The 21,007-nt window shown below is 42.4% G+C and carries 20 protein-coding genes and 1 pseudogene; 12 read left to right on the top strand and 9 right to left on the bottom strand.

Features of this window, described 5'->3' with window-relative positions; genetic code table 11:
* Positions 1 to 71 precede the first annotated feature (71 nt).
* Entirely contained in the window at positions 72 to 524 is a 453-nt protein-coding gene (locus ACN6MV_RS07125) for an IDEAL domain-containing protein (protein WP_042125196.1), read from the top strand.
* An 86-nt stretch (positions 525 to 610) separates the two neighbouring features.
* On the opposite strand, the gene hemH is transcribed toward ACN6MV_RS07125, so the two are convergent.
* A complete protein-coding gene (gene hemH / locus ACN6MV_RS07130; RefSeq protein ID WP_052414503.1) occupies positions 611 to 1,624 on the bottom strand; it encodes a ferrochelatase in 1,014 nt (337 codons plus the stop codon).
* A 496-nt stretch (positions 1,625 to 2,120) separates the two neighbouring features.
* On the opposite strand from hemH, the gene ACN6MV_RS07135 reads away from it, so the two are divergent.
* A complete protein-coding gene (locus tag ACN6MV_RS07135) occupies positions 2,121 to 4,406 on the top strand; it encodes an FMN-binding protein (RefSeq protein ID WP_419886013.1) in 2,286 nt (761 codons plus the stop codon).
* 199 nt (positions 4,407 to 4,605) lie between these two features.
* Complete coding sequence (locus tag ACN6MV_RS07140) at positions 4,606 to 5,562, top strand: 3'-5' exoribonuclease YhaM family protein (RefSeq protein ID WP_042125202.1); 957 nt, start codon at positions 4,606 to 4,608, stop codon at positions 5,560 to 5,562.
* 142 nt (positions 5,563 to 5,704) lie between these two features.
* On the opposite strand, the gene ACN6MV_RS07145 is transcribed toward ACN6MV_RS07140, so the two are convergent.
* Together ACN6MV_RS07145 and ACN6MV_RS07150 are read right to left on the bottom strand one after the other, a co-directional pair.
* Positions 5,705 to 6,343 carry a 3'-5' exonuclease gene (locus ACN6MV_RS07145; protein WP_419886014.1) on the bottom strand — a complete coding sequence of 213 codons (639 nt, stop codon included), beginning with the start codon at positions 6,341 to 6,343 and terminating at the stop codon, positions 5,705 to 5,707.
* Positions 6,344 to 6,496: 153 nt separating this feature from the next.
* Positions 6,497 to 7,366 carry a hypothetical protein gene (locus ACN6MV_RS07150; protein WP_042125206.1) on the bottom strand — a complete coding sequence of 290 codons (870 nt, stop codon included), beginning with the start codon at positions 7,364 to 7,366 and terminating at the stop codon, positions 6,497 to 6,499.
* Between the two features lie 246 nt (positions 7,367 to 7,612).
* Here ACN6MV_RS07150 and ACN6MV_RS07155 point away from each other — a divergent pair, with 246 nt between their 5' ends.
* Entirely contained in the window at positions 7,613 to 8,230 is a 618-nt protein-coding gene (locus tag ACN6MV_RS07155; RefSeq protein ID WP_419886015.1) for a DNA-3-methyladenine glycosylase family protein, read from the top strand.
* Positions 8,231 to 8,252: 22 nt separating this feature from the next.
* The gene (locus ACN6MV_RS07160; protein ID WP_042125207.1) at positions 8,253 to 8,957 is read left to right on the top strand and encodes a DNA alkylation repair protein; all 705 of its coding nucleotides are present in this window, start codon (positions 8,253 to 8,255) and stop codon (positions 8,955 to 8,957) included.
* Between the two features lie 36 nt (positions 8,958 to 8,993).
* On the opposite strand, the gene ACN6MV_RS07165 is transcribed toward ACN6MV_RS07160, so the two are convergent.
* Entirely contained in the window at positions 8,994 to 9,677 is a 684-nt protein-coding gene (locus ACN6MV_RS07165; protein ID WP_419886016.1) for a PspA/IM30 family protein, read from the bottom strand.
* 47 nt (positions 9,678 to 9,724) lie between these two features.
* Positions 9,725 to 9,943, bottom strand: a complete 219-nt coding sequence (locus tag ACN6MV_RS07170; RefSeq protein ID WP_042125209.1) for a PspC domain-containing protein — start codon at positions 9,941 to 9,943, stop codon at positions 9,725 to 9,727.
* A 288-nt stretch (positions 9,944 to 10,231) separates the two neighbouring features.
* Here ACN6MV_RS07170 and ACN6MV_RS07175 point away from each other — a divergent pair, with 288 nt between their 5' ends.
* Positions 10,232 to 10,645 carry a zinc ribbon domain-containing protein gene (locus ACN6MV_RS07175; RefSeq protein WP_042125211.1) on the top strand — a complete coding sequence of 138 codons (414 nt, stop codon included), beginning with the start codon at positions 10,232 to 10,234 and terminating at the stop codon, positions 10,643 to 10,645.
* 62 nt (positions 10,646 to 10,707) lie between these two features.
* Here ACN6MV_RS07175 and ACN6MV_RS07180 read toward each other — a convergent pair whose 3' ends face one another.
* A complete protein-coding gene (locus ACN6MV_RS07180; protein WP_419886017.1) occupies positions 10,708 to 11,826 on the bottom strand; it encodes a GerAB/ArcD/ProY family transporter in 1,119 nt (372 codons plus the stop codon).
* 143 nt (positions 11,827 to 11,969) lie between these two features.
* Between ACN6MV_RS07180 and ACN6MV_RS07185 the strand changes: the two genes are divergently transcribed.
* The 5 genes from ACN6MV_RS07185 to ACN6MV_RS07205 all read left to right on the top strand — a co-directional run bounded on the left by ACN6MV_RS07185 (position 11,970) and on the right by ACN6MV_RS07205 (position 16,840).
* Positions 11,970 to 13,484: a spore germination protein gene (locus tag ACN6MV_RS07185; protein ID WP_419886018.1), complete on the top strand. Its 1,515-nt coding sequence runs from the start codon at positions 11,970 to 11,972 to the stop codon at positions 13,482 to 13,484.
* Positions 13,481 to 14,704, top strand: a complete 1,224-nt coding sequence (locus tag ACN6MV_RS07190; RefSeq protein ID WP_419886019.1) for a Ger(x)C family spore germination protein — start codon at positions 13,481 to 13,483, stop codon at positions 14,702 to 14,704. The genes ACN6MV_RS07185 and ACN6MV_RS07190 overlap by 4 nt, the downstream gene beginning before the upstream one ends.
* Before the next feature lie 5 nt (positions 14,705 to 14,709).
* The gene (locus ACN6MV_RS07195) at positions 14,710 to 14,940 is read left to right on the top strand and encodes a hypothetical protein (RefSeq protein WP_419886020.1); all 231 of its coding nucleotides are present in this window, start codon (positions 14,710 to 14,712) and stop codon (positions 14,938 to 14,940) included.
* Between the two features lie 303 nt (positions 14,941 to 15,243).
* Complete coding sequence (locus ACN6MV_RS07200; RefSeq protein WP_283910738.1) at positions 15,244 to 16,017, top strand: SDR family NAD(P)-dependent oxidoreductase; 774 nt, start codon at positions 15,244 to 15,246, stop codon at positions 16,015 to 16,017.
* 463 nt (positions 16,018 to 16,480) lie between these two features.
* The gene (locus ACN6MV_RS07205; protein WP_042185820.1) at positions 16,481 to 16,840 is read left to right on the top strand and encodes a hypothetical protein; all 360 of its coding nucleotides are present in this window, start codon (positions 16,481 to 16,483) and stop codon (positions 16,838 to 16,840) included.
* 65 nt (positions 16,841 to 16,905) lie between these two features.
* Here the strand turns inward: ACN6MV_RS07205 and nrdF are convergent, their stop codons facing one another.
* Genes nrdF through nrdI form a run of 3 tightly spaced genes read right to left on the bottom strand, consistent with a single transcriptional unit; the run spans position 16,906 to position 20,335 of the window.
* The gene (gene nrdF / locus ACN6MV_RS07210; RefSeq protein ID WP_419886021.1) at positions 16,906 to 17,865 is read right to left on the bottom strand and encodes a class 1b ribonucleoside-diphosphate reductase subunit beta; all 960 of its coding nucleotides are present in this window, start codon (positions 17,863 to 17,865) and stop codon (positions 16,906 to 16,908) included.
* Between the two features lie 39 nt (positions 17,866 to 17,904).
* On the bottom strand, positions 17,905 to 19,989 hold the full coding sequence (gene nrdE, locus ACN6MV_RS07215; RefSeq protein WP_419886022.1) for a class 1b ribonucleoside-diphosphate reductase subunit alpha: 2,085 nt from the start codon (positions 19,987 to 19,989) through the stop codon (positions 17,905 to 17,907).
* On the bottom strand, positions 19,976 to 20,335 hold the full coding sequence (nrdI, locus tag ACN6MV_RS07220) for a class Ib ribonucleoside-diphosphate reductase assembly flavoprotein NrdI (RefSeq protein WP_283910741.1): 360 nt from the start codon (positions 20,333 to 20,335) through the stop codon (positions 19,976 to 19,978). The genes nrdE and nrdI overlap by 14 nt, the downstream gene beginning before the upstream one ends.
* A 397-nt stretch (positions 20,336 to 20,732) precedes the next feature.
* Between nrdI and ACN6MV_RS07225 the strand changes: the two are divergent.
* Positions 20,733 to 20,936, top strand: a pseudogene (locus tag ACN6MV_RS07225) (RNA polymerase subunit sigma-70); the annotation flags it as partial.
* Positions 20,937 to 21,007 lie beyond the last annotated feature (71 nt).

Raw genomic sequence — 21,007 nt, forward strand, 5'->3', positions numbered from 1 at the left:
GGCATATAACGAAATTATAGATATCATCAGGTTTCAGGTAACCCAACTAAGAGGGACGAGGTGCATGAGAGATGATCAGATTAGAAACGCAAGATATTTTGAATATTAGCATGAAGCAAATGGCTGCTATTTTTAAAATGAAGCCGCTTGAGCTGAGATTTGTCACTGATTTTCAGGGTGAGAAATATCTCTTAACCAATGATAAGCTACACCTCAGCAACCAGCAGTATTGGGCAAAGGTTATGGAATGTGTCTTTGATGATCATGTTAGACCTGTGTTAATGTGTGAGGTGTTGTATTTCCTTCGTAACGAATTTCTGGATAGTGATATCAAGATATGCTTCTCATATGATTACGCAGAGAATGGGAATGGAGAAGCTACGGCGACGGCTGAAGTATCGTTTAATGATTCAGCTGATTTACAGCCGAGTGAGATTGCCGAGCTGATTGATTTTGCGTTGACCTTACAGGACAAGCAGTGGTTCCATGAACTTACTACTAAATATAAGCAACTTACAGCATAAGTATCCATGTTCTTAAATCTTATAAACTGACATAGTAAACCGTCTTATCTGCAGCAAAATATTTGCGGATAAGACGGTTTTTTGCATTACCAGCCCATGGCGTTTCGTTCAACATGCTGAGCCAGAAAATGAAGCCAGTCCTCATGATTATTCAAGCAGGGGACCGCAGTGAAGTCTTCAGCATGTCCTCCTCCAGCCTCATATTGTTCACGCCCTTCTATTGCTAGCTCATGCAGCGTTTCCAGACAATCGGTAACAAGGCCTGGAGAGAAAATCAAAGGTTTATGAATTCCGCGTTCCGCTAGCTTCCCCAAAACATCTGCTGTAGAGGGACCTACCCACTCTTCACGTCCGAAGCGCGATTGAAAAGTAACCTGCCAACGCCCGGGCTCCCAATTCATAGCAGATGCGAGAAGGCGTGCTGTTTCCATACATTGCTCTGGATAGGGATCACCTGTATCTGCATACCGTTTGGGGATCCCGTGGAAGGTCAGTACGAAATAATCAGGCTCCGAGCCCAGAAGTTCCATTTGATGCAATAAATGTGACTTCATGGCTGAAATATAGCCAGGTTCATTATAATAAGCATCCATAAATCTGAGAGCTGGAATAAGGCGCTTCGTTACCGGCCCAGTGGAGCTTTGGCGTCCTAGTGCAGCGAAGCTCGCCTGATCGAATACGGATGCCGTCGTAGTGGACGAATATTGAGGGAATAAAGGCACAATGATGATGCGTGTGACTCCGGTAGCTTCCAATTTATTCATTGCTTGTTCCATGCTTGGTTCGCTATACGCTAGGCCAAGCTCAACTTGATACCGTGGGCCTAGAAGCGCTTGCAAACCAGATTGCTGAGCTAATGAGTGGGAGAGCAGGGGTGATCCTTCTGTAGTCCATATTAGTCTGTACAGCTCAGCCGACCGGCGTGGACGTGTGCGCAGAATAACACCTCTCAGCAGAGGCTGCCAGAGCAGAGGTGAATAATCTATGATTCGGCGATCGGATAAAAAACGTTTCAGATAAGGGCGTACCGCCTTTGCAGTAGGTGCTGTAGGCGTGCCGATTTGGGCGAGTATAACTCCAATAGGCGGTTGTTTGTTCAAAGCTTTGAACTCCTTTCCCATGGTAGAGATCGTTCTAAAATAGCACATCTAATCTTGGATTCACAATAATCGAAATCACTTTATTTACATAGGGAAGAAGAAGTGGGATGTATTTGTTTGGAAAAAATAATCGAAAATCACATTTATGAGCAAATAGTGATGTTTCTTATAGGGTATGTGATTTTAGATACAGAGGAATGACGGAAAAGTTTGGTAGTATCAAACCAGAAATTGATTGAAAAAGCGTCTTCATTCTTTTCTAACATTATATGTGAATTATTTCACCTTTTATGCGGCTTTTTGTTAAAAGGAAGAAATGAATAGATTTTAGACATTATTTTTTGGAAAGTGATGGATAGCGCAAAGGCATGAGAGGGGGGATGAATTCTTATGAAGAGAGAAGTAATGCTTCATAAGAAGAGAAGGGGCGCCGTAAAAGGTAAGTTTAGTTAAGAAAAGCTATATATCACTGGGGATTTGGTAAAGGAGAATTTTATTGAAAAAACTAATTTCTTTAACGGTTAGCGCGGCAATATTGTTAGCGCCATTTGCTTACACACTTAATGTGCCTGCTTTAAACTTGAAGGTGGATGCAGTATCAGCAGCTTCTGAAGAAGCGGAAGCACCAGCAGCCAAACCAACGGCAAAACCAGCAGCAACAGCAAAACCAGTAGCAACACCAAAAGCAACAGCAACACCAAAAGCAACAGCAACACCAAAAGCAACAGCAACACCAAAGGCAACTGCGGCTCCGGCAGCAACACCAAAAGCAACAGCTAAACCAGCTACAACGCCAAAAGCAACCGCTGCACCAGCAGCAACCACAGTACCTGCTGCTACAGTAGCACCTGCTGCGACTGCTAAGCCTGAGCCAACAACATTGCCGGTTACAGTTAAAGAAAATGTATATCAAGATGGAGTTTACGTAGCGTATGGCGATGCATACTCCAAAGGTACTGAAGGCGCTAAGATCGTAATTAAAGATGGAAAAATCACTAGCATTGATCTCCTGAGAACCAGCCCTAAGCTGATCGATAGAGATGCTCGTAACAACTATAGCGCTTTATGGCAAGCTTATGGATTGATGACGAATAAATTGTTAGGAAAAACAAGAGATGGAGCAGCAGCAGTAGACGCTGTTTCGGGAGCTACCCGCTCTAGTAATGGATGGAAATTGTCTGTAGACAGAGCGTTTGAAAGAGCTCTAACAGTGAAAGATACAGATGCAATTTACTTTGATGGTGTTCATATGGGCATAGATCCTACAGGTAAATATGCAGTATTTGCAACCTACGAATCCAATAAGCTCACAGCTGTTAAAGTGTACCCGCTGAACAGTGCCGGTGATTTCGTGGATGAGAAGGCCTACACAGCTGAGCAATCCGCAGCAGTTGCAGCTATAACGCCAGCGTTGCTGGCTAAAGGAACAGCTGCGCAGCCTGTCGCAGGACTAGAAGCCGACTTTAAAGCTGCGACTAATGCTTTCTGGGATGCTGAGCAGAATGCTAAGATTGACAATACTTCTGCTTATGTAGACGGTTTCTATTCTTCTTATGGAACTGCAAGAAGTGTTGGTGTTGAAAGAGCTGACATCGTGATCCGCAATGGTAAGCTAGTGGATGTGAAGCTGTTCAGACTTGGGAACAACCTAATTGACAGAGGTGCAACGGCTTATGCTGAAGTTGTAAAAGCTAATGCTCCTATGACAGCTAAGCTGCTCGGAAACGGATCTTACTTCGCTAATTATGATGAGAAGGTTGATGGAATTTCCGGAGCTACAGAAAGCAGTCACGGTTGGAACCAGGCTGTAGAAAGAGCTTTTGAAAAAGCACTGAAAGTTCCTGGTGAAGCTAATTATTTTGACGGCAAATTTGCAGGTGTAGATAACCAGTCTAAAGTGTTATTGCTTGTAGATGTTGCTTCAGATGCAGTCACAAACATTAAACTAAGCTTGTTTGGAACTGACGGCAAGCTGATTGCTGATGACAAATTAAGTGCAGAACAAAAATCGCTGGTAGGTACACTTACTTCAGGATTACTTGCTAAAGGTGTACAAATGTCCGATATCACAGGTCAAGAAGAGTTATCCGCAGCTGCTAAAGCTGCACTGACGGATGCTTTGACCAACGCATCCAAAGTTCAAGGTACTTATAAAGACGGAACCTTCACTGCATTTGGAGATGCCTATGATAAAGGAACAAACAGAGCAGACGTTACACTGCGTAACGGTAAGATCGTAAACGTTGCCTTATATCGTGTAGGAATGAATCTTGTAGATAGAGGTAAAGCAGCTTACCCAGAAGTGGTAAAAGCAATTCCGCAATTGACTACTAGCATCCTTGCAGCAGGTACTAGAGAAGCTGTTCAAGATGTGGATGCAGTTTCCGGTGCAACTAGCAGTAGTGTAGCTCTTAAGACTGCGGTGGATAGAGCATACGGGAAAGCTGAGATTGTTGAAGCTAATAAAGCGGCTTACTTCGATGGAATCTTCATTGGTGTAAGTGCTGATAAGCTTGTAAATGTTATGACGTATGTTGAACATGGCGTTCCTGTTAAAATGCTCGTTTACTATCTAGATAAAAACGGAAGCACCAGAGCAGTTAACCAGTTGACTGACGCTGAGCTGGCTGTGAAGAGCGAGATTGAGTCGACTTCAACAGGCTATAGCTTACACAAGTATGGATATCGCGCAGCAGCCTTCGGAAATAATGATGCCGAGAAAGAAGTATCTGCTAAAGTGGTAGAAGCTATTAAATCAGCGCTTGAATCCGCTGGTAAATAAGCAATTTTCAATCAATAGTTAATCTATAAAGGGGGTTATTCTAGAGCCATATTATGGCCTGTGGAGTAACCTCCTTTATCTACCTGTACATAAAAATGAAAATAGATCGTATAGTGATTTAAAGGGATTTTGGACGTGAGTGTCTAAAGTTTAATATAGAGAGCAGGTACAAAGCCTGTTATTAATAGGAGGCTTCAACATGACACAAATTAAACAGCTCGCTCCACAGGATGAATTTGTTGGCTTTTATCTCTTAAGAGAGCTAGCGATCAAACAAACGAACGGTACCCCTCCAAAGGATTATTTTGACCTAGTCTTGGGGGATTCCAGTGGACAATTGTCCGCGAAATATTGGGATGTCAGCACAACCGATAAAGAAACTTTTTTTCCTATGGCACTGGTGAAGGTTCGTGGGATTGCGCACACTTATCGTGAAAAATTGCAAATCAAAGTAACCAAAATCAGATTGGTGAACGATGAGGATGGCGTTGCGCTAACGGATTTTATTCGCTCCGCTCCTATTCGTCCAGTAGACCTTATTCATACGATTAAAGGGGTTATGGCAAGCATCACAGATCCGGAGATTGCCTCAATTGTCTCCTTTTGTGTAAGCAAAGTGGAAGAGAAATTGATGCATTATCCGGCTGCCAAGACGCATCACCATGCTTATTTTGCCGGACTTGCTTATCATATGGTTCGTATGCTGGAGATCGGGGATTTTCTGTGCAAGCAGCGTCCGTTCTTGAATCCAGATTTAATGAAGGCTGGAATTATTCTGCATGATATCGCGAAGCCGGAGGAGATGATCTCTCAGCTCGGAATTGTCTCGGAATATAGCGTACAGGGTAAGCTGATTGGTCATATCTCGATGGCATCTAACTGGATTACGGAGGCAGCTATCCGCTTAGATATTGATTTGAATTCGGAGAAGGTTCTGGCGTTACAGCATCTCGTATTGTCACACCATAATTTGGGCGAATGGGGCAGTCCTGTTCAGCCGCAGACGGCTGAAGCGGTCGCTCTGCATCATATCGACGCGATGGATGCGAAGCTGCAAATGGTGGAGGATGCTCTGGATACCACACCAGAAACCGAAGAATGGACGCCATTCATTAGAGGACTGGAGAATAAAGCAGTCTATCGGATGAAGATCTAGTGTGTTGTGTTGATCTTGGTTGGTGATCAGGATGAACCGATGGGATGTTCACTGATTGCTGATAGTTCTTCCCTGTAAATCCAAACACCCAACCGGCAGTGAGTCGGTTGGGTGTTTTTCTGCTGAATAACGAAACATTTTATTACAAATAAAAGTTGTTCGTTCTTTGTTTGTTCACAGGTCTCTTAGCCGGTTTACTCTTTCGAGCAGAAAAAGGAGTGTACCCACCAGCAAACATAGTTCCGCTAGTATATCCTTGGCTGCTGGAGAGCGAAAGCGGATCACGGTGTGATTCTTGCTCCATAAGTCTTAATAGTACCGAGGCTGCAGCGCGCGCGTCATCGAGAGCGTCATGGTGCTTCAGCTGAATGCCGAAATGCTCGGAGACTACATTAAGCTTATGAGAGGGGAGCTCGGGCAGCATTTTTTTGCCTAATAAATATGTACATAAGTATTGAAAGCTAGGATAGCTTAAGGACATTCCATCGAGGCAATATCGCAGTACACTCATATCAAAAGCGGCATTATGTGCCACGACGATTTGCCCGTGCAACAAAGGTTCAACGGTAGGCCACAGTTCATCGAAGGTGGGTTGACCGATTACCATGGAGGGGGTGATGCCATGTATTGAAATGTTCATGCCGTCAAACCGCTGCTTGGGATCGATCAGCCAAGAATGTTCTGTTGTTATCTTTCCATCTTTTACTTCCACGAGTCCTAAAGCACAGGCGCTGGATCGACTGGAATTCGCCGTTTCAAAGTCAATTGCTATAAAGTCCATTCGTAAAGCTCCTTATCTATCATATATACATTCATATTAAAGTAGTAAAATGATAAATACAATCTAGTACAAGTACAAGAGAAAAGCCATGATATTCTACATAATAGAATTGTCATGGCTTTTAGGGCTGTGGTTATTAATTATAGTTAAACGCTATACTTCTCCCCCAGCAGCGATGTAAGCATCAAGTACCCGTTTGAGTGCTGCTTTTTGGCTTGCACTGATGGTTCTATCCTCTTTCCGTTGATCTCCTTCAAGACGCATAATGGTTTTCTCGGATTCAATGAGCTGAGTCAACATCTTGATTTGTGATTTGTTGAGTGTTTCATCATGATATTCCCAAACCCCCGGACTATTAATATCCGTGCTCATATCTCTTTCTGCTCCCATAAATCCAGGATTTATTTCAAATTTTTGACCATCTATATTAAAGATGTAATTCTTAATGAATATCCAGCTATCACCGGTGTATTGTATTTTTAACCGTAGCCCAGAAGTTATTTGTCCATCCTTGATTCCAAAATAAGCGTAAATGCCATTTTCATTGATGTACTTTGGCGCTTCTTTATCTTGATACCATGTAATGCCTTCAACTTCATCTACTGTTTTCACCATTTGTGCAAGAGCCGCATCTTGCTTGGCTTTGATAGCAGCAGCTTCTTTTTCTTTTTTCTCTGCATCAGCTTTAGCATCTGCATCTGCTTTTTTCTTTGCCTCCGCCTCTGCAGCAGCCTTTGCTTCTGCGTCAGCCTTAACCTGTTCAGCATCATTTTGGACTTCAGCACTTACAGTAGTTGAATTATCATTGCTGTTTGTCGAAGTTTTTCTAGACGTATCTGCTGTTTGAAGAGTTTTATCTGAGTCGGAATTTCCTCCAACCACTGTAAATACAATCATTAAAATAAACGATAGCAGGGATAAAAGAAATTTAATCTTTGCAGGTTTTTTACGTATTGCCGAGACAATCCCAATGATTCCAAGTGTAATAAAAGCGAGAAAACAAATTACGACTAAAAATGCCATTTTACAATTCCCCCTAAGATAAAAAAGTATTTTTGTGTAAAAAATCCACAAGTTATGAATATTGGATAACTATTCTACGCATAGTTTAATATAAAGATGCAGTTTTATCACCATAATTTTCTTGTTTATAACAATATATTGAATTGACTTGATAGTCTCGTTATCTTGCTATCCTATTCAAGAATCCGTACACTGCAAAATAGATGTTGTATATTATTATTAAGCTCAGATACGGGAGGTAATATTTTGAGCGCTGTAACTACTAAATTTTTTGAATATGGGCAAGCAGAAATGGATTACCTAGGAAGTGTCGACCCAGTGCTAGGTGCGGCGATAGCGCGGATGGGGAAAGTGGAGCGTGTGATTATTCCGAATCTTTTCACTGCGCTTATTTATGCCATAGTGGGTCAGCTAATATCAGTCAAAGCCGTTCGGACCATCTGGACAAGAATGCAGGCTCAATTCGGAGAAATAACCCCGCAGCAGCTATCTATACACACAGCGGATGAGATACAGGGTTGCGGCATGACGATGAAAAAGGCATTATGCATTCATGATATTTCTAATCTGGTCGCGCAGGGTGATTTTAAGCTGGAGGAGTTATATGGATTTTCCGATCAAGAGGTTATTCAAAAACTCATGAAGCTAAAAGGCATTGGCAAGTGGACAGCAGAGATGATGTTAATTAATTGTATGGAGCGTCCAGATGTAGTTAGTTGGGGAGATATCGCTATCCGTCGTGGCATGATGAAGCTGTATGGGCTTGATACGCTTACCAAAGAGCAATTTGAACAATACCGTCTTCGGTACTCACCACTCGGTTCAGTAGCCTCCATATATTTGTGGGAGATTTCATTTCAATAATTAAAAAGCAGGGAGTACTTTCATGGACAAAACAATAAAGGAACAGCTCGTGGAGTTAGCTGACGCGGACTACCAGAAGTTTTCTGCGGCTTTACTTCCCACAATCGATAATGTGATAGGGGTCAGGCTACCGGAGCTGCGTAAGCTCGCCAAAACCATTGCAAAGGGAGACTGGAGAGCTTATTTGGAGCAAGCCGAGTCTGATTATTTTGAAGAAATAATGCTGCAAGGGATGGTGCTTGGTTATGTGAAGACAGATCTTGAAGAGATTCTGCATTATATGGCGGACTTTATTCCTAAAATCGATAACTGGTCGGTATGCGATAGCTTTTGCACTGGCCTGAAGTTTACGAGAAAGAATAAAGAGCAGATGTGGGACTTTATAGTGCCTTATCTTTCATCTGAAAAAGAATATGAGATTCGATTTGCAGTAGTAATGATGTTAAATTTTTTTATCGAAGAGGCATACATCCGACGGATTCTACAACTTCTCGATAAGGTCAGACATGAAGGATATTATGTAAAAATGGCGGTTTCTTGGGCGCTTTCAATGTGTTATGTAAAGTTGCCTGCGGCTACGATAGATTATTTGAGAACCAACAACTTAGATGATTTCACCTATAACAAGGCTTTGCAGAAAATCACAGAGTCTTATCGTGTAGATCCGGAAACGAAAAAAATGATACGAGGGATGAAGAGGAATAGAAAAAACAAGCCCCTTATGTAGCTCAGTAGCTGAGAAATAAGGGGCTTGTTAGTATATTTATTTTTTGTCAGTATTCATTTTCCGGTTGCGAATACGTTCAATTTCATCATCTACGGCACTACGAAGGTTGGGATCAATGGATGAAGCTACGCCTGCGCCTGAGTTGGATTTATACTTGGAGTTTTCCGCCAGAGCTTCCCATTCGAAAATTTTCTCTTCCATTCGTTCGAAGCCGCGTGAAGCGGTACCCACATTTGGTCCTTTTACACTGTTGCTATGAGGAGCCGAGCTTAGTGTTTCTGTAGCTTGCTGAGCGCGAGCGATAAGCTCGGTTCTTTTCGCTTTAAGATGTTCGCGTTCTTCTTTAGCTCTAGCGATATTGATCTCCAGCTCAGCCAGGGATTGCTGAGTTTGTGCCTGACTATTGATACTCTCATCTAATTGTTCTGTATACCGCAGCTTGGCCATGAGTGCAAGACGTGCTCTTTCTTCATTTCCTTGCTCAACCGCTTGAACGGCTTCAGCTTCGCTTTGCTCTATCAACTGAGTATATTCTTGCTTACGGCGTTCCAATACACTCGCTGTAACCTTTAAATCACGCTCATTGCGTTCAGCAGTAGCTATTTCGTTCTCAAGATCGCGCAGATACTGTCCTGTTAGCAGCACCGGATTTTCTAATTTATTAAGACCTTCGTGTAGGGCAGCTTTGGTAAGGGTGGAAATTCTTTTGAATAGACTCATGTTTTATCTCTCCTTAGTATGTTTGATTGTGAATGAATGACGGTCTGTTAGTAGAAATCAGGTCCATCTGAAAAGCTGCCAAAAGGTTCTTTAGGGACGATGATGCTGGCGATGATGTAAAAGATAAGGACTGTACCAAAGCTGAAAAGTGCTGCAGCAACGGTCACGAGACGGAGTACTGTGGCATCAATGCCTGACCAAAGAGCAAGTCCTCCACACAAACCACTAATTTTTTGATCACTTCTGGATCGATATAATTTTTTCATTTATTATTGTCATCCTCTCTTATGGGGGTGATTGTTATTGAATCTTGCTACCCGCTTGCTTATGTACTCATTGTAAAGTCTTTTCGAATGTGGCAAAACAGCCTGAAGACGGTTTTTGTTACCAGACTTGAGTCGAGGTTCGTTCCCGCAGGAAGGCGGGGGAAATAAGTTCAGAATTGTGGATGAACAACAAATTGTGGTTGAAGTTAAGTACAATAAAGAAAGGAATACTTGTGAAGGTGTCGAAATATGCTTATATTATGACTACTACGGAATTGGGGGCTGAATATGAGCTTTTTTAACAAGGTAAAGGCAGGCGTAAGCGAGGCTGGGAATAAAGCAAAGACAGTGGTGGAGATCAATCGATTGAAATTACAGAACAACAGCAAGCAGAATGACATTGACCAGCAGTATCAGGTTATGGGTAAACTGTTGTTTGAAGCTGTAACCCAAGGTGCAGGACCACTGCCGAGTGAGCAGATCGAGAAGAATATTTCCCGTATTCTTGAACTGAAATCGGAGATTGAGGTTAATCTTGCGCAAATCGCTGGGTTGTCCGATGTGAAGCAATGTAAAGCATGCGGTGGCAATGTGGCAATTGAGGCTCGGTTTTGCCCGAGCTGTGGATCAACTTTTGAAGTAGCTCAAGAGCCAATTCGGGATGTAACACCATCGTCGATTACTTTGGATAAGAAGGAATAACCTTACTGCGTGTAAGAAATTCATGAGCAAAAGGACAGCCCAATAGCTGTCCTTTTTTTATTTTAGGGAGAGAGGTTATTTAACTTGGCAGCATGACGTTTCTTGAAATGATACACAATAAGCAACATAAGCGGTAGAACAAATGCAACAGTGAAATCCCAATCTACCCAGTAGGTAGGGATTTCCTTTACATAGAAAATGATGTCTTTGGCAATCAGTTGTGACATACCAAATAACAGAAATCCAGTGGGTAAGATCAGAGGACGGTGGCTTTTGAGTTTAAATATTTGAGCTGTACCTAATGTTAAAGCATAGTAATAAATGGCTGTTTTGAAGTACGTGCTGATAATCCATGCTGTAGCCATAAGCGCTTCAATACGTTGTAGAGAATTAGCAATATTAATTTTTTGAGCAAGAATATAAGCGGCATAAAATTGATGTTCAGAAGCGTAAACACCAAGAACGGTAAGGGAAAAAAATAAGATGAGGTTAAGTCCCAGCGCTCCGATGATCAAGGCTATGAAAATATCCCGGCTTGTTTTGCTATTCTTCTGAGCATAAGGATATATCATAAGAAACACGCACAATTCACCAAAGGGATAAAAAACACCATACATCAAAGTATGGAGCATGTCCGGTACTGGTGTGTTCATGATGGGGTATAAACGTTCCATTTTGACATCGGGCGTCAGCAGAAGCAGAAGACCGATCAAAAAAACCGCAAATAAAGGAAAAAAAAGCTGAGCTGCCCGCCCCAATGTTTCCAGACCAAGCCTTACGCCATATACGAGTAGGAAAATAGCCATGAAACGAATAACCCCGCCAGGTGTTTTCTCGTAAATCTGTGTACACATGAAATCCTCAATTTCTCTTATGTAAGTGGAAGCGGCAATCAGGAAGAACACTAGATAGAACAAGGCTACAGCAGTTCCAACCCACTTTCCTAAAATTTGTAGGCTAAGCTCGATAATATTCTTGTTGGGCTCAATATCTGCTAAGTAAAGCAACAATTTTATGCTCGCAAGACCCAAGGGAATACTAATCAAAGCAGCGATCCATGCATCTTGTTTCGCTCCTGCTATCATTAATGCCGGATACACAAGCGCCATATCCCCAATAAATGTGAATAGCCCGAGTATAATCATTTGATTGGTACTAATTCTATCTTTCTCCAAACTCATATACCCCCTCAAATTTATTGGACTAGTTTTAGTATGGTTGTACTTACCAGAATTATGCCAACCCGATTTTTATTCCGGAGGAATAATTATCATAATTAACATCAAACTATACTCATCTATCTAGGTGAAGTGGAGGCTACATCATGAAGAGTTCGGAGACTGGAACACTATCAAAACAATTGAAAACCAATATTGATCAGTTGTACGGATTGCTGGGCAGAAGTTCTGATGTAGTGATAAAAGAATTGCAGATAGAAGAAAATACTCATATTTCTTTGATTTACATAGATGGTCTTGTGGATACTCAGGTTCTGCATAATTCAATTTTGTATTCTTTGCAGGAACATATTCCTTATGAACAGCTAGCGAAGCTTGAGTCCGAGCAGAAAATTGAGATCATTAAGAAACAGATATTAATAGCCGGTGATCTAACCGTCATTGTTGATTTCAACCAATTTATACACGAATTATTGTCCGGTAGTGTAATGCTGCTGCTCGATGGGACATCCACCGCTCTCCGGATCGGTTTACCTGGCTGGGAAGATCGCAATGTAGGGGAGCCCAGTTCGCAATCGGTTGTACGAGGTCCAATGGAAGGATTCACTGAGAATTTGCGGACGAATACGGCACTGGTGCGGCGGAAAATAAAGGATAGCCATTTATGGCTGGAAACCGTTCAGATCGGAAGGGTGACTCAAACTAGTGTATCCATTATGTATCTAAACAACATCGCAAATAAGGATTTGGTGCAAGAAGTAAAACGCCGTCTGAATAAAATTGATACGGACAGCATTCTCGAAAGTGGATATATTGAAGAATTTATTCAAGAGACGGTATTTACACCTTTTCCTACCGTCTACAACAGTGATCGTCCGGATACGATTGCAGCAGGTATTTTGGAAGGGAAAGTGGCCATTCTTGTGGATGGAACTCCTTTTGTACTATTGGTACCCACATTTTTTGTGGCATTTTTTCAGTCAGCCGAGGATTATTACCAAAGGGCCGATATTGGAACATTACTGAGATTAGTTCGTTTTATTTCGTTTTTTATTACTTTGCTTGCACCTTCATTGTATGTTGCGATCACTACTTACCACCAAGAGATGATACCAACCAATCTTGTAATCAGTTTAGCTGCTCAGCGGGAGAGTGTTCCTTTTCCTGCTTTTGTTGAGGCGCTGATCATGGAAATGACTTATGAGATTTTGCGGGAGGCCGGGGTACGGATACCTAAAAATATTGGACAGGCAATTTCCATTGTCGGAACGTTAGTAATTGGGCAAGCAGCGGTTGCAGCAGGCTTTATTTCATCTGCAATGGTCATTATTGTATCGCTTACAGCCATTTCTAGTTTTGTTATTCCGGAGACAGGAATGTCTATAGCTGCGCGGATGATCCGTTTTGTGCTTATAGCTTTAGCCGGTTTTATCGGATTATATGGAATTCTATTCGGTATTTTTATCATCGTACTGCATTTGTCGAGCTTGCGTTCTTTTGGAATGCCTTATATGAGTCCGCTTGGGCCTTATAATTCCAAAGACTTAAAGGATTCTATCTTTCGCTTTCCGTGGCCTTTATTAAAGACAAGACCCGTTCAAAACAAGACGCAGAACTTATTTCGTCAAAGCAGAACCAGTGATGAGGAATCGAAAAAATGAATAAAAAATTAGTTAGAGGCGTTCTCCAATTGATGATAGCGCTCCAATTTACGTTGGTGCTGAGTGGTTGTTGGGAAAGGAAGGAACTGAATGAAATAGCCTTTGTACTGGGGATAGGGATCGACAAGGCTGAAAAGGGTTATACCGTTTCGATGCAGGTCGTTATTCCATCTGCGATATCCTCACAATCGACTGGAGGTGGGGGAGGCACGGGAGTCCCTGTGGTCGTTTATAAATTCACGGTACCTACGTTTTATGATGCACAGCGTATGTTGAATCTGGACAGTTCCAGGACAAGTTATCTTGGTCATATCCGGGTGTTGGTTATTGGGGAGGAGCTTGCCCGCTTCGGAGTGGGCGAGATACTGGATGTATTTAAAAGAAGTCGTGAGCCACGTATGGATTTCTACGTTATGGTTGCCAGAGGTACAACTGCCAGTGATGTCTTGAATGTCCTTACACCTATGGATAAATTACCAGCGAACAAATTATTTAGTTCCCTAGATAATTCTTATAAAGATTCAGCAAAAACGGTCGCCGTCACGCTGGATGATTTTATTGAAAATTTATTGTCTCAAGGTGAAAATCCTGTACTGACCGGAGTGGAAGTGATGGGAAATCCAAAAGATGGGGAAGAAAAAAGCAATGTAGAGCGAACAACGCCTAAGACGAGATTGGAATATCATACGGTAGCTGTGTTCAGAAAAGACAAACTGATAGGTTGGCTAAACGAGGGTGAAACGATCGGTTACAATTATATCAACGATAAGGTAACCTCACATTCTGGCCCGATAGCTGGAAAAGACGGAAAGCCCATTGTTATCGAAGCGATCCAGGCTTCAACCAAACGCAAAGTAAAAATTATTGATGGGGAGCCGCATATTTACCTTCATGTGAAGGCGCTTTGCAATATTGAAGAAGTGCAAAGTATAGAGAATTTGGAATCGGAAAGTACTATAAGACGTTTGGAAAAGGAAACAGAGAAACGGATTGTAGAGCGGATGCAAAACACGGTGGAGCAAGTAAATAATCGCTTCAACGTTGATATTATGGGATTTGGACAATCGATCTACCATGCCAGTCCTAAAGCCTGGACAAAGCTACAGCAAAAAAAGGGCGACGATTACCTTAAATCATTGCCCATCCATTATAGTGCCTCAGTAGTTATTAACCGCGTAGGTCTAACAGATAATTCTTTTCTTGAAAAAATCAAGGAGTGAGTCAAATGGTGTTATTGTTTTTTTTGGTGCTTGCTGTAGGTTGTATGGCACTTGATTTGCCTAAATTAGTGCGAAAGCGCCGAGTACGTGATCTTAGCGTATATTTTATATTTTGGATTTTGGGGCTTGGCGCGACCCTATGCACGTTGTTAAAATTGAACATCCCCAGTCCGCTGTTTCTGATTATTTTTATCTATAAGCCAATAAATAATTTATTTGGAGTATGGTTTCATTAACAACGACGGATTTACAAATGATTAAACCCCTTAAAATAAGCATTGGATAAAACTTCTGGTTTATCTGATGAAATTCTAAGGGGTGTATTTTTTATGACGATCAAAACCAAATTCTCGATTGTTGTAAAAGCAAATTAAAATATTCATTGCTATATACAATTAAATACAATAAAGTTGTCATATAGAGGGAAATTTTGTCGATTTTTCTGTAAAAATGTTCCAATCCACATTGCATCAGGTGACTTTAGGGTCTATGAGGTTCGAATCCTCTTCCTGAAAAAGACATAAGAAAGTGGTGCGCATATGAGTAGCAACAGATTTGAGAACAAAGTAGTTATTATTACAGGTGCAGGTACCGGAATCGGAAAAGCTACAGCCTTAAGAGTAGCAAGAGAGGGCGGTACTGTAGTAGTTGCCAATCGATCAGATGCCGGCGCTAACACAGTTGAGGAAATTAAGGCTCTAGGTGGGGAAGCGATGTTTGTTCGGTCAGATGTTTCTCTCGAAGCAGACTGCAAAAATATCGTAGATCAAACATTAGCAGCTTATGGGAAAATTGATTGCTTATATAATAACTCAGCAATTACAGGAGACAATACGGATGTTATAGACTATGATCCGTTGTTGTTTCAAAAAGTGATTCAGACAAATCTCACTAGCCAATTCTACATGTTGCATTATACATTACCTCATATGAAATCTGGCGCTTCCGTCCTAAACTGCTCCTCTTTGCATGGTATTTTTATCGGGATGGCCAATGATGCAGCTTATTCAGCAAGTAAACATGCTATTGTGGGGATGACTAAATCGGTTGCCAAAGAAGTGGGTCACCGTAACATTAGAGTAAATGCCCTTTGCCCTGGACCTATCCCTACACCAACTATGAACAGATATGAAAAGCTGTTGTCTGACGATGTAGAGATGCTTCAATCTCTTATTGCTTCTGGAACGGCTCTAGGTAGATATGGTACGCCTGAGGAAGTAGCTGCTTTTGCATGTTTCCTTCTAAGTGATGAGGCTTCGTTTATTACAGGTACAGCACATGTGATTGACGGGGGCTATTCCGCAACAAAGTAATCATCGATTAATCTACTTATGTAACAACTAATTCTAGTATCTAAGGTTTTGCGGCGTATTCTGATTTCAAAATCCTGTAGGATGAATGGACTTGAATCGGAAGTCGCACGCAGAGCCTTTTTTAGTTGTCTAAAAAACAGATTCTTCGTATGTTGGCAAATTGAATGGTTGCAAGAGACAGTAGATACGCAAAAATAAATGAATTAAGGAAAATATGACCATGGATATGTTGGAATTTGTAGAAAATTGTATTTTAATATAAAGAAAAAAAGAAATTTGTCGATAATAATATAGGTAATATGTATTAGTTAATATTCTAGAAAGGGTGTTGTTATAAAAACGATACAGGAAGTAGATGTCGTCGCCCTGAAAAAGCCTGGGGCGGGTATTTTTTGTCTGTGAAGTTACATACATTTCATCTCTATTATTAAAAAAATAACTTTAAAACTTGGAGGAAAAAATTATGTCATACACAATTAAGTACAACCAAAATGAGAACCATATCGATGTAGTATCTATTGATTTTTCAGCTGAAGATGTTCCAGGATACCTGAAAGATTTTGAAAATATCATGAAGCTTGTTAAACCTAAATTCACAGGAACAACTGATGTAACTGATTCTAAAAGTGTACTTACTCCTGAAGTTGCAGCTATGCTAGCCCCTACTGGTGCGATGGCGAGTGAAGCTGGTCAAGCAGGATGGGCTTATGTAACTAAAAACCCAATTTGGAAGATGCAATTGAAACGTATTTTTGGTAGAGATTTTGCAGATGCTTACGATACCTACGAAGAAGCTAGAACATACCTGAAAAGCTTGCAATAATCTAATCTTACAGTTAGCAAAAAAGTGCGGAGAATTTTCTCCGCACTTTTTTGCTTTATCTATATTTAAAATTGAAAATCTTCATCTTTCAGCGGTTCCACGTTAAGCGCCCGGACGTATCCGTTACCTTTTTTCGAGAAGAAATCATGCTGCTTGGTGTGGGTACTGATGCCATTCTGAACAATCGGGTTGATCTCTTCCTCGTCGAATAGCGGATCATGCCCCAGATTCATCATGGCTTTGTTAGCATTGTATCTAAGGAAGGTCTTGACCTCGTCCACCAGTCCGATGGGAGCGTAGATCTGCTCGGTATAACGTTCTTCATTCTCATGTAGCAGTCTAAGGAGGTCTACCAGCTTCTGGTGTAGCTCACGCTGCTCGTCATCTGGTAGCCCGTCAAAGATCTCCTGCGCCAGCACACCGACATATACGCCATGGATGCTCTCATCCCGCAGAATAAGGTCGATGATCTCACCGCTGCATGTCATTTTGCCTTGGCCAGCCAGATAAAGCGGGTAGAAGAAGCCACTGTAGAACAAGTAGCTCTCGAGCAGTACTGAGGCTGCCATGGCAAGGTACAAATCTTTGGGTGAATCTATTTTTTTGTAATATTGGGATATGGTCTCTGCCTTAAACTGCAGATAAGGGTTCTCTTCAACCCAGCGGAATACATCGTCAATCTCCTCTGTGGAGGATAAAGTGGTGAAAATGCTGCTGTACGATTTGGCGTGAATCTGTTCCATCATGCCCATAAAGCCAAGCACAGCCTTGCGCTGAAGACCTTCAACATGCTCCATAATCTGCGGCATCCCTACTCCGCCTTGAATCGTATCCAGTAGCGTGAGTCCGCCGAGTACCTTCATATAGGAGTCCTTTTCTTGCTCACTAAGCGTGAGCCAGGACATTTTATCATCGGATAATGGAATTTCATCGTCCGTCCAGAATTGCATAATGTTCTGATTCCAGAACATCAATGAGAAATCGTCGTCAGGACGATTCCAGTTAACGGCTTGGATAGCGGTCATAATATGGCAATCTCCTTTTCTGCGGCTATAGCCTTCCAGTTAGATCGAGCAGGTGAGGCATTCCTCAACGGACAGCTTTTTGGTCCGGGTGTAATACAGCGACTTCAGGCCTTTATGCGCCGCATACAGATAGGAGCGGGCCAGTTCTCTGGTGGAGACATCGCTGTTCACATGCAGAACGGTCGAGATGCCCTGATCGATATGGGGCTGAATTTCCGCGATCAAATCGATTACCTTGAACTGATCCATTTGGTAAGCCGATTTATAGAAAAATACATTGTCTGGACGCAGGTACGGCATCGGATAGTAAGTCGTCGAATTGGCATAAGTCCGTGTCTCAATCTGCTCTACAATAGGCATAACGCTTGAAGTAGCATTTTGAATATAGGAAATGCTGGCTGTCGGCGCAATTGCCAAACGGTAAGCATGGTATAGGCCATTTACTTTTACTGCATCCCGTAGTTGTTCCCAGTCCGTAAGGGATGGGATGAAAATATCTCCGAACAGCTCTTGTACCCTTGGCGTTACAGGGCGGTAATCCGTAGTCAGGTAACGCTCGAAATAAGCTCCGGTAGCATAATCAGAAGCGTCAAATCCATGGAAAGAGCGGCCCGTTGCAGCAGCGATCTCCATGCTTTTTTCCAGTGAATGGTAGTTCATGGTCATGAAGAAGGTCCGGGCAAAGTCGCGAGCCTGTTCGCTCTCATAAGCAATCTTATTCTTGGCCAGATAGCCGTGTAGATTCATGACGCCGAGACCGACGGAGTGCATTTCTTTGTTAGCTTTGGCTACGCCTGGGGCATTAGAGATGCTGGTCATATCGCTGACGGCAGTCAATGCGATCATGCCTTCATGTACCGATTCACGGATTTTGCCATGCTCCATCACGTTGACAATGTTCAGGGAAGCCAGATTGCAGCTTACATCACGGCGGATGGTATCTTCCTGTCCGTAGTCAGCAATTTCTGAGGTCTCCTGCAGCTGGAAGATTTCCGTGCAGAGGTTGGACATTTTGATCTGTCCGACGTTTTTCAGGGCATGGGCCTCGTTGGCGTTGCTCTTGTTCATAATATATGGATAGCCAGATTCCAGCTGGATCATGGCGATTTTGGTCAGCATATCCCGTGCGCTCATGGCCTTTCTCTTTTTGACACGTGGATCGGCTAGCAGCTTATCGTACATTTCATCCAAATCCATGTCATCAAGATGCGTGCCATAAGCCTTGTACACACTGTAAGGGGCAAATACATGGAGCGGTTCATTGTCCTTCGCCAGCTTATAGAAACGATTCGGAATGATCAGGCCGATGGACAGGGTTTTGAGTCTTGTTTTTTCGTCGGCGTTGATCTTCTTACTGTCGAGAAATTCAAGAACATCCCAGCCAAAAATGTTGTAGTAGGCGGCTCCAGAACCTTTACGTTGACCCATCTGGTCAGCATAGGAGAAGCCGTCTTCCATAAGCTTGAGCACAGGTATAATGCCCTTAGCCGCATCCTCGACACCCTTGATTGTCTCTCCACGGGAACGGAGCTTGGACAGGTTGACAGCCACGCCACCGCCGATCTTCGATAGCTGCATGCAGGTATTGAGCACATAGTTGATCGAATTCAGCGAGTCGTCCATTTCAATAAGGAAGCAGGAGACAAGCTCACCGCGCCGGCTCTTGCCGGCATTCAAGAAGGTAGGAGTCGCTGGCTGCAGACGCTGCTCCATCATCGAACGGGCAAGCATGCTGGCAGTAGCGGCGTTGCCGCGTCCTAGGTGAAGGGCAACTGCCGCCACACGATCCGGATAATGCTCCAGATATTGCTTGCGGTCATTGCTTTTTACAGCGTAATCCGTATAGAACTTGGAAGCTGCCATATAGGATGGAAAACTGAAGTTATAAGAATGGGTAATTTGGTAGACATCTTCAATCTCAGCCAAGCTGTACTGCTCATAAAAATTTTCGTAGAAATCCTGTTCAATCATATAATCAATTTTGGCTTTTGTATTGGCAAAAACCAAGCTCCGCCGTTCTACATGCCTCATAAATTCGGCTACTGCCTCAAGGTCTTTATCCAATTGAAAGAAACCACTTTCGTCTCTCTTCATCAACATGTTGTTTAATTCAATATGCCGCAACTCGGCTCACCTCCTGTTTAATTCGTTCCACATCACCAAAAGTACCCGATAGCTCAAATTTACCGATAACTGGCACGTTGTACCGATCTGCAATCAAGTCTGCGCTATGCGCGAACAGCTCGCCCCAGTTCTTGTTGCCGCTGGCGGCGATGCCTTTCAAATTGGAATTATTGTTCTTTAAGAAAGTAGACACCTTCTCTGGAATCTGTCCAAAGCCGGTGGTATATGTAATAAGCACATAGGGCTCATCAATGGTCATATGCTCTTCAATCTGCACAGCTGGCAGCTTAAGCTTACCAATGAAGCGTTTGACGTTTCCCGTTTTCGAATCGTAAGCGACTAGCATGGAGTCTCTCCCCCTGTATATATTAAACCTGATTTAAATACTGTAAAGATTGAATAGATAAGCTATAAATACTGGAAAATCATATGGATACTATATTTAGTGTGCGTTGTTTATTTTAATCACTATATGTTGAAAAGTCAACATGAAAAGTACAACATTAATAGCTGTTAGTTGGTCTGCAAAACGCTCTATTAATCTATTAAAATCCCGACAATACACCATTTATCAGCGGGATCAGATGCTTCATTGTCGAAGCAAATGAATCAAAAATATAGGAGTTGTACAATTTCCCCCGTACATGCACTTCTAGGCATCTACCCACATACAATAAGATGACCATGAACCCGTAAGGCTAACAGATCGGTTTCATTGTACAAGTGCGGGAGGTGTCGCCAAGTTGCCTGGATTCTTAAGTACGATCGCGTTGCTAATCAAAGAACTGACGTTGCTGGTATCCTACGTAAGGAACAACGCATTTCCACAGCCGCTCTCGGAGCAGGAGGAAAGCAAATACTTAGGCATGATGGCTGAAGGGGATGCTAAAGCCCGAAATTTGCTTATCGAGCACAATTTGAGACTTGTCGCCCATATAGTAAAGAGGTTGTGGACACAATACGATGTTGTTTTGATGGACAAGCAAGAAGGGAGTGAACTAACGGAGCGATAATTAGC

The organism is Paenibacillus sp. B-A-8 (assembly GCF_048572915.1).
In the GTDB taxonomy this organism is placed as follows: domain Bacteria; phylum Bacillota; class Bacilli; order Paenibacillales; family Paenibacillaceae; genus Paenibacillus_AQ.

Bases quoted from the DNA above. Each gene is read 5' to 3' on its own strand.
- ACN6MV_RS07165 (WP_419886016.1), bottom strand. From the start codon at position 9,677: ATGAGTCTATTCAAAAGAATTTCCACCCTTACCAAAGCTGCCCTACAC.
- ACN6MV_RS07170 (WP_042125209.1), bottom strand. From the start codon at position 9,943: ATGAAAAAATTATATCGATCCAGAAGTGATCAAAAAATTAGTGGTTTG.
- ACN6MV_RS07160 (WP_042125207.1), top strand. From the start codon at position 8,253: ATGGACAAAACAATAAAGGAACAGCTCGTGGAGTTAGCTGACGCGGAC.
- ACN6MV_RS07195 (WP_419886020.1), top strand. From the start codon at position 14,710: ATGGTGTTATTGTTTTTTTTGGTGCTTGCTGTAGGTTGTATGGCACTT.
- ACN6MV_RS07150 (WP_042125206.1), bottom strand. From the start codon at position 7,366: ATGGCATTTTTAGTCGTAATTTGTTTTCTCGCTTTTATTACACTTGGA.
- nrdI (WP_283910741.1), bottom strand. From the start codon at position 20,335: ATGCTAGTCGCTTACGATTCGAAAACGGGAAACGTCAAACGCTTCATT.
- ACN6MV_RS07125 (WP_042125196.1), top strand. From the start codon at position 72: ATGATCAGATTAGAAACGCAAGATATTTTGAATATTAGCATGAAGCAA.
- ACN6MV_RS07185 (WP_419886018.1), top strand. From the start codon at position 11,970: ATGAAGAGTTCGGAGACTGGAACACTATCAAAACAATTGAAAACCAAT.
- ACN6MV_RS07200 (WP_283910738.1), top strand. From the start codon at position 15,244: ATGAGTAGCAACAGATTTGAGAACAAAGTAGTTATTATTACAGGTGCA.
- nrdF (WP_419886021.1), bottom strand. From the start codon at position 17,865: ATGACCGCTATCCAAGCCGTTAACTGGAATCGTCCTGACGACGATTTC.
- ACN6MV_RS07205 (WP_042185820.1), top strand. From the start codon at position 16,481: ATGTCATACACAATTAAGTACAACCAAAATGAGAACCATATCGATGTA.
- ACN6MV_RS07190 (WP_419886019.1), top strand. From the start codon at position 13,481: ATGAATAAAAAATTAGTTAGAGGCGTTCTCCAATTGATGATAGCGCTC.
- ACN6MV_RS07145 (WP_419886014.1), bottom strand. From the start codon at position 6,343: ATGGACTTTATAGCAATTGACTTTGAAACGGCGAATTCCAGTCGATCC.
- ACN6MV_RS07140 (WP_042125202.1), top strand. From the start codon at position 4,606: ATGACACAAATTAAACAGCTCGCTCCACAGGATGAATTTGTTGGCTTT.
- ACN6MV_RS07175 (WP_042125211.1), top strand. From the start codon at position 10,232: ATGAGCTTTTTTAACAAGGTAAAGGCAGGCGTAAGCGAGGCTGGGAAT.
- ACN6MV_RS07180 (WP_419886017.1), bottom strand. From the start codon at position 11,826: ATGAGTTTGGAGAAAGATAGAATTAGTACCAATCAAATGATTATACTC.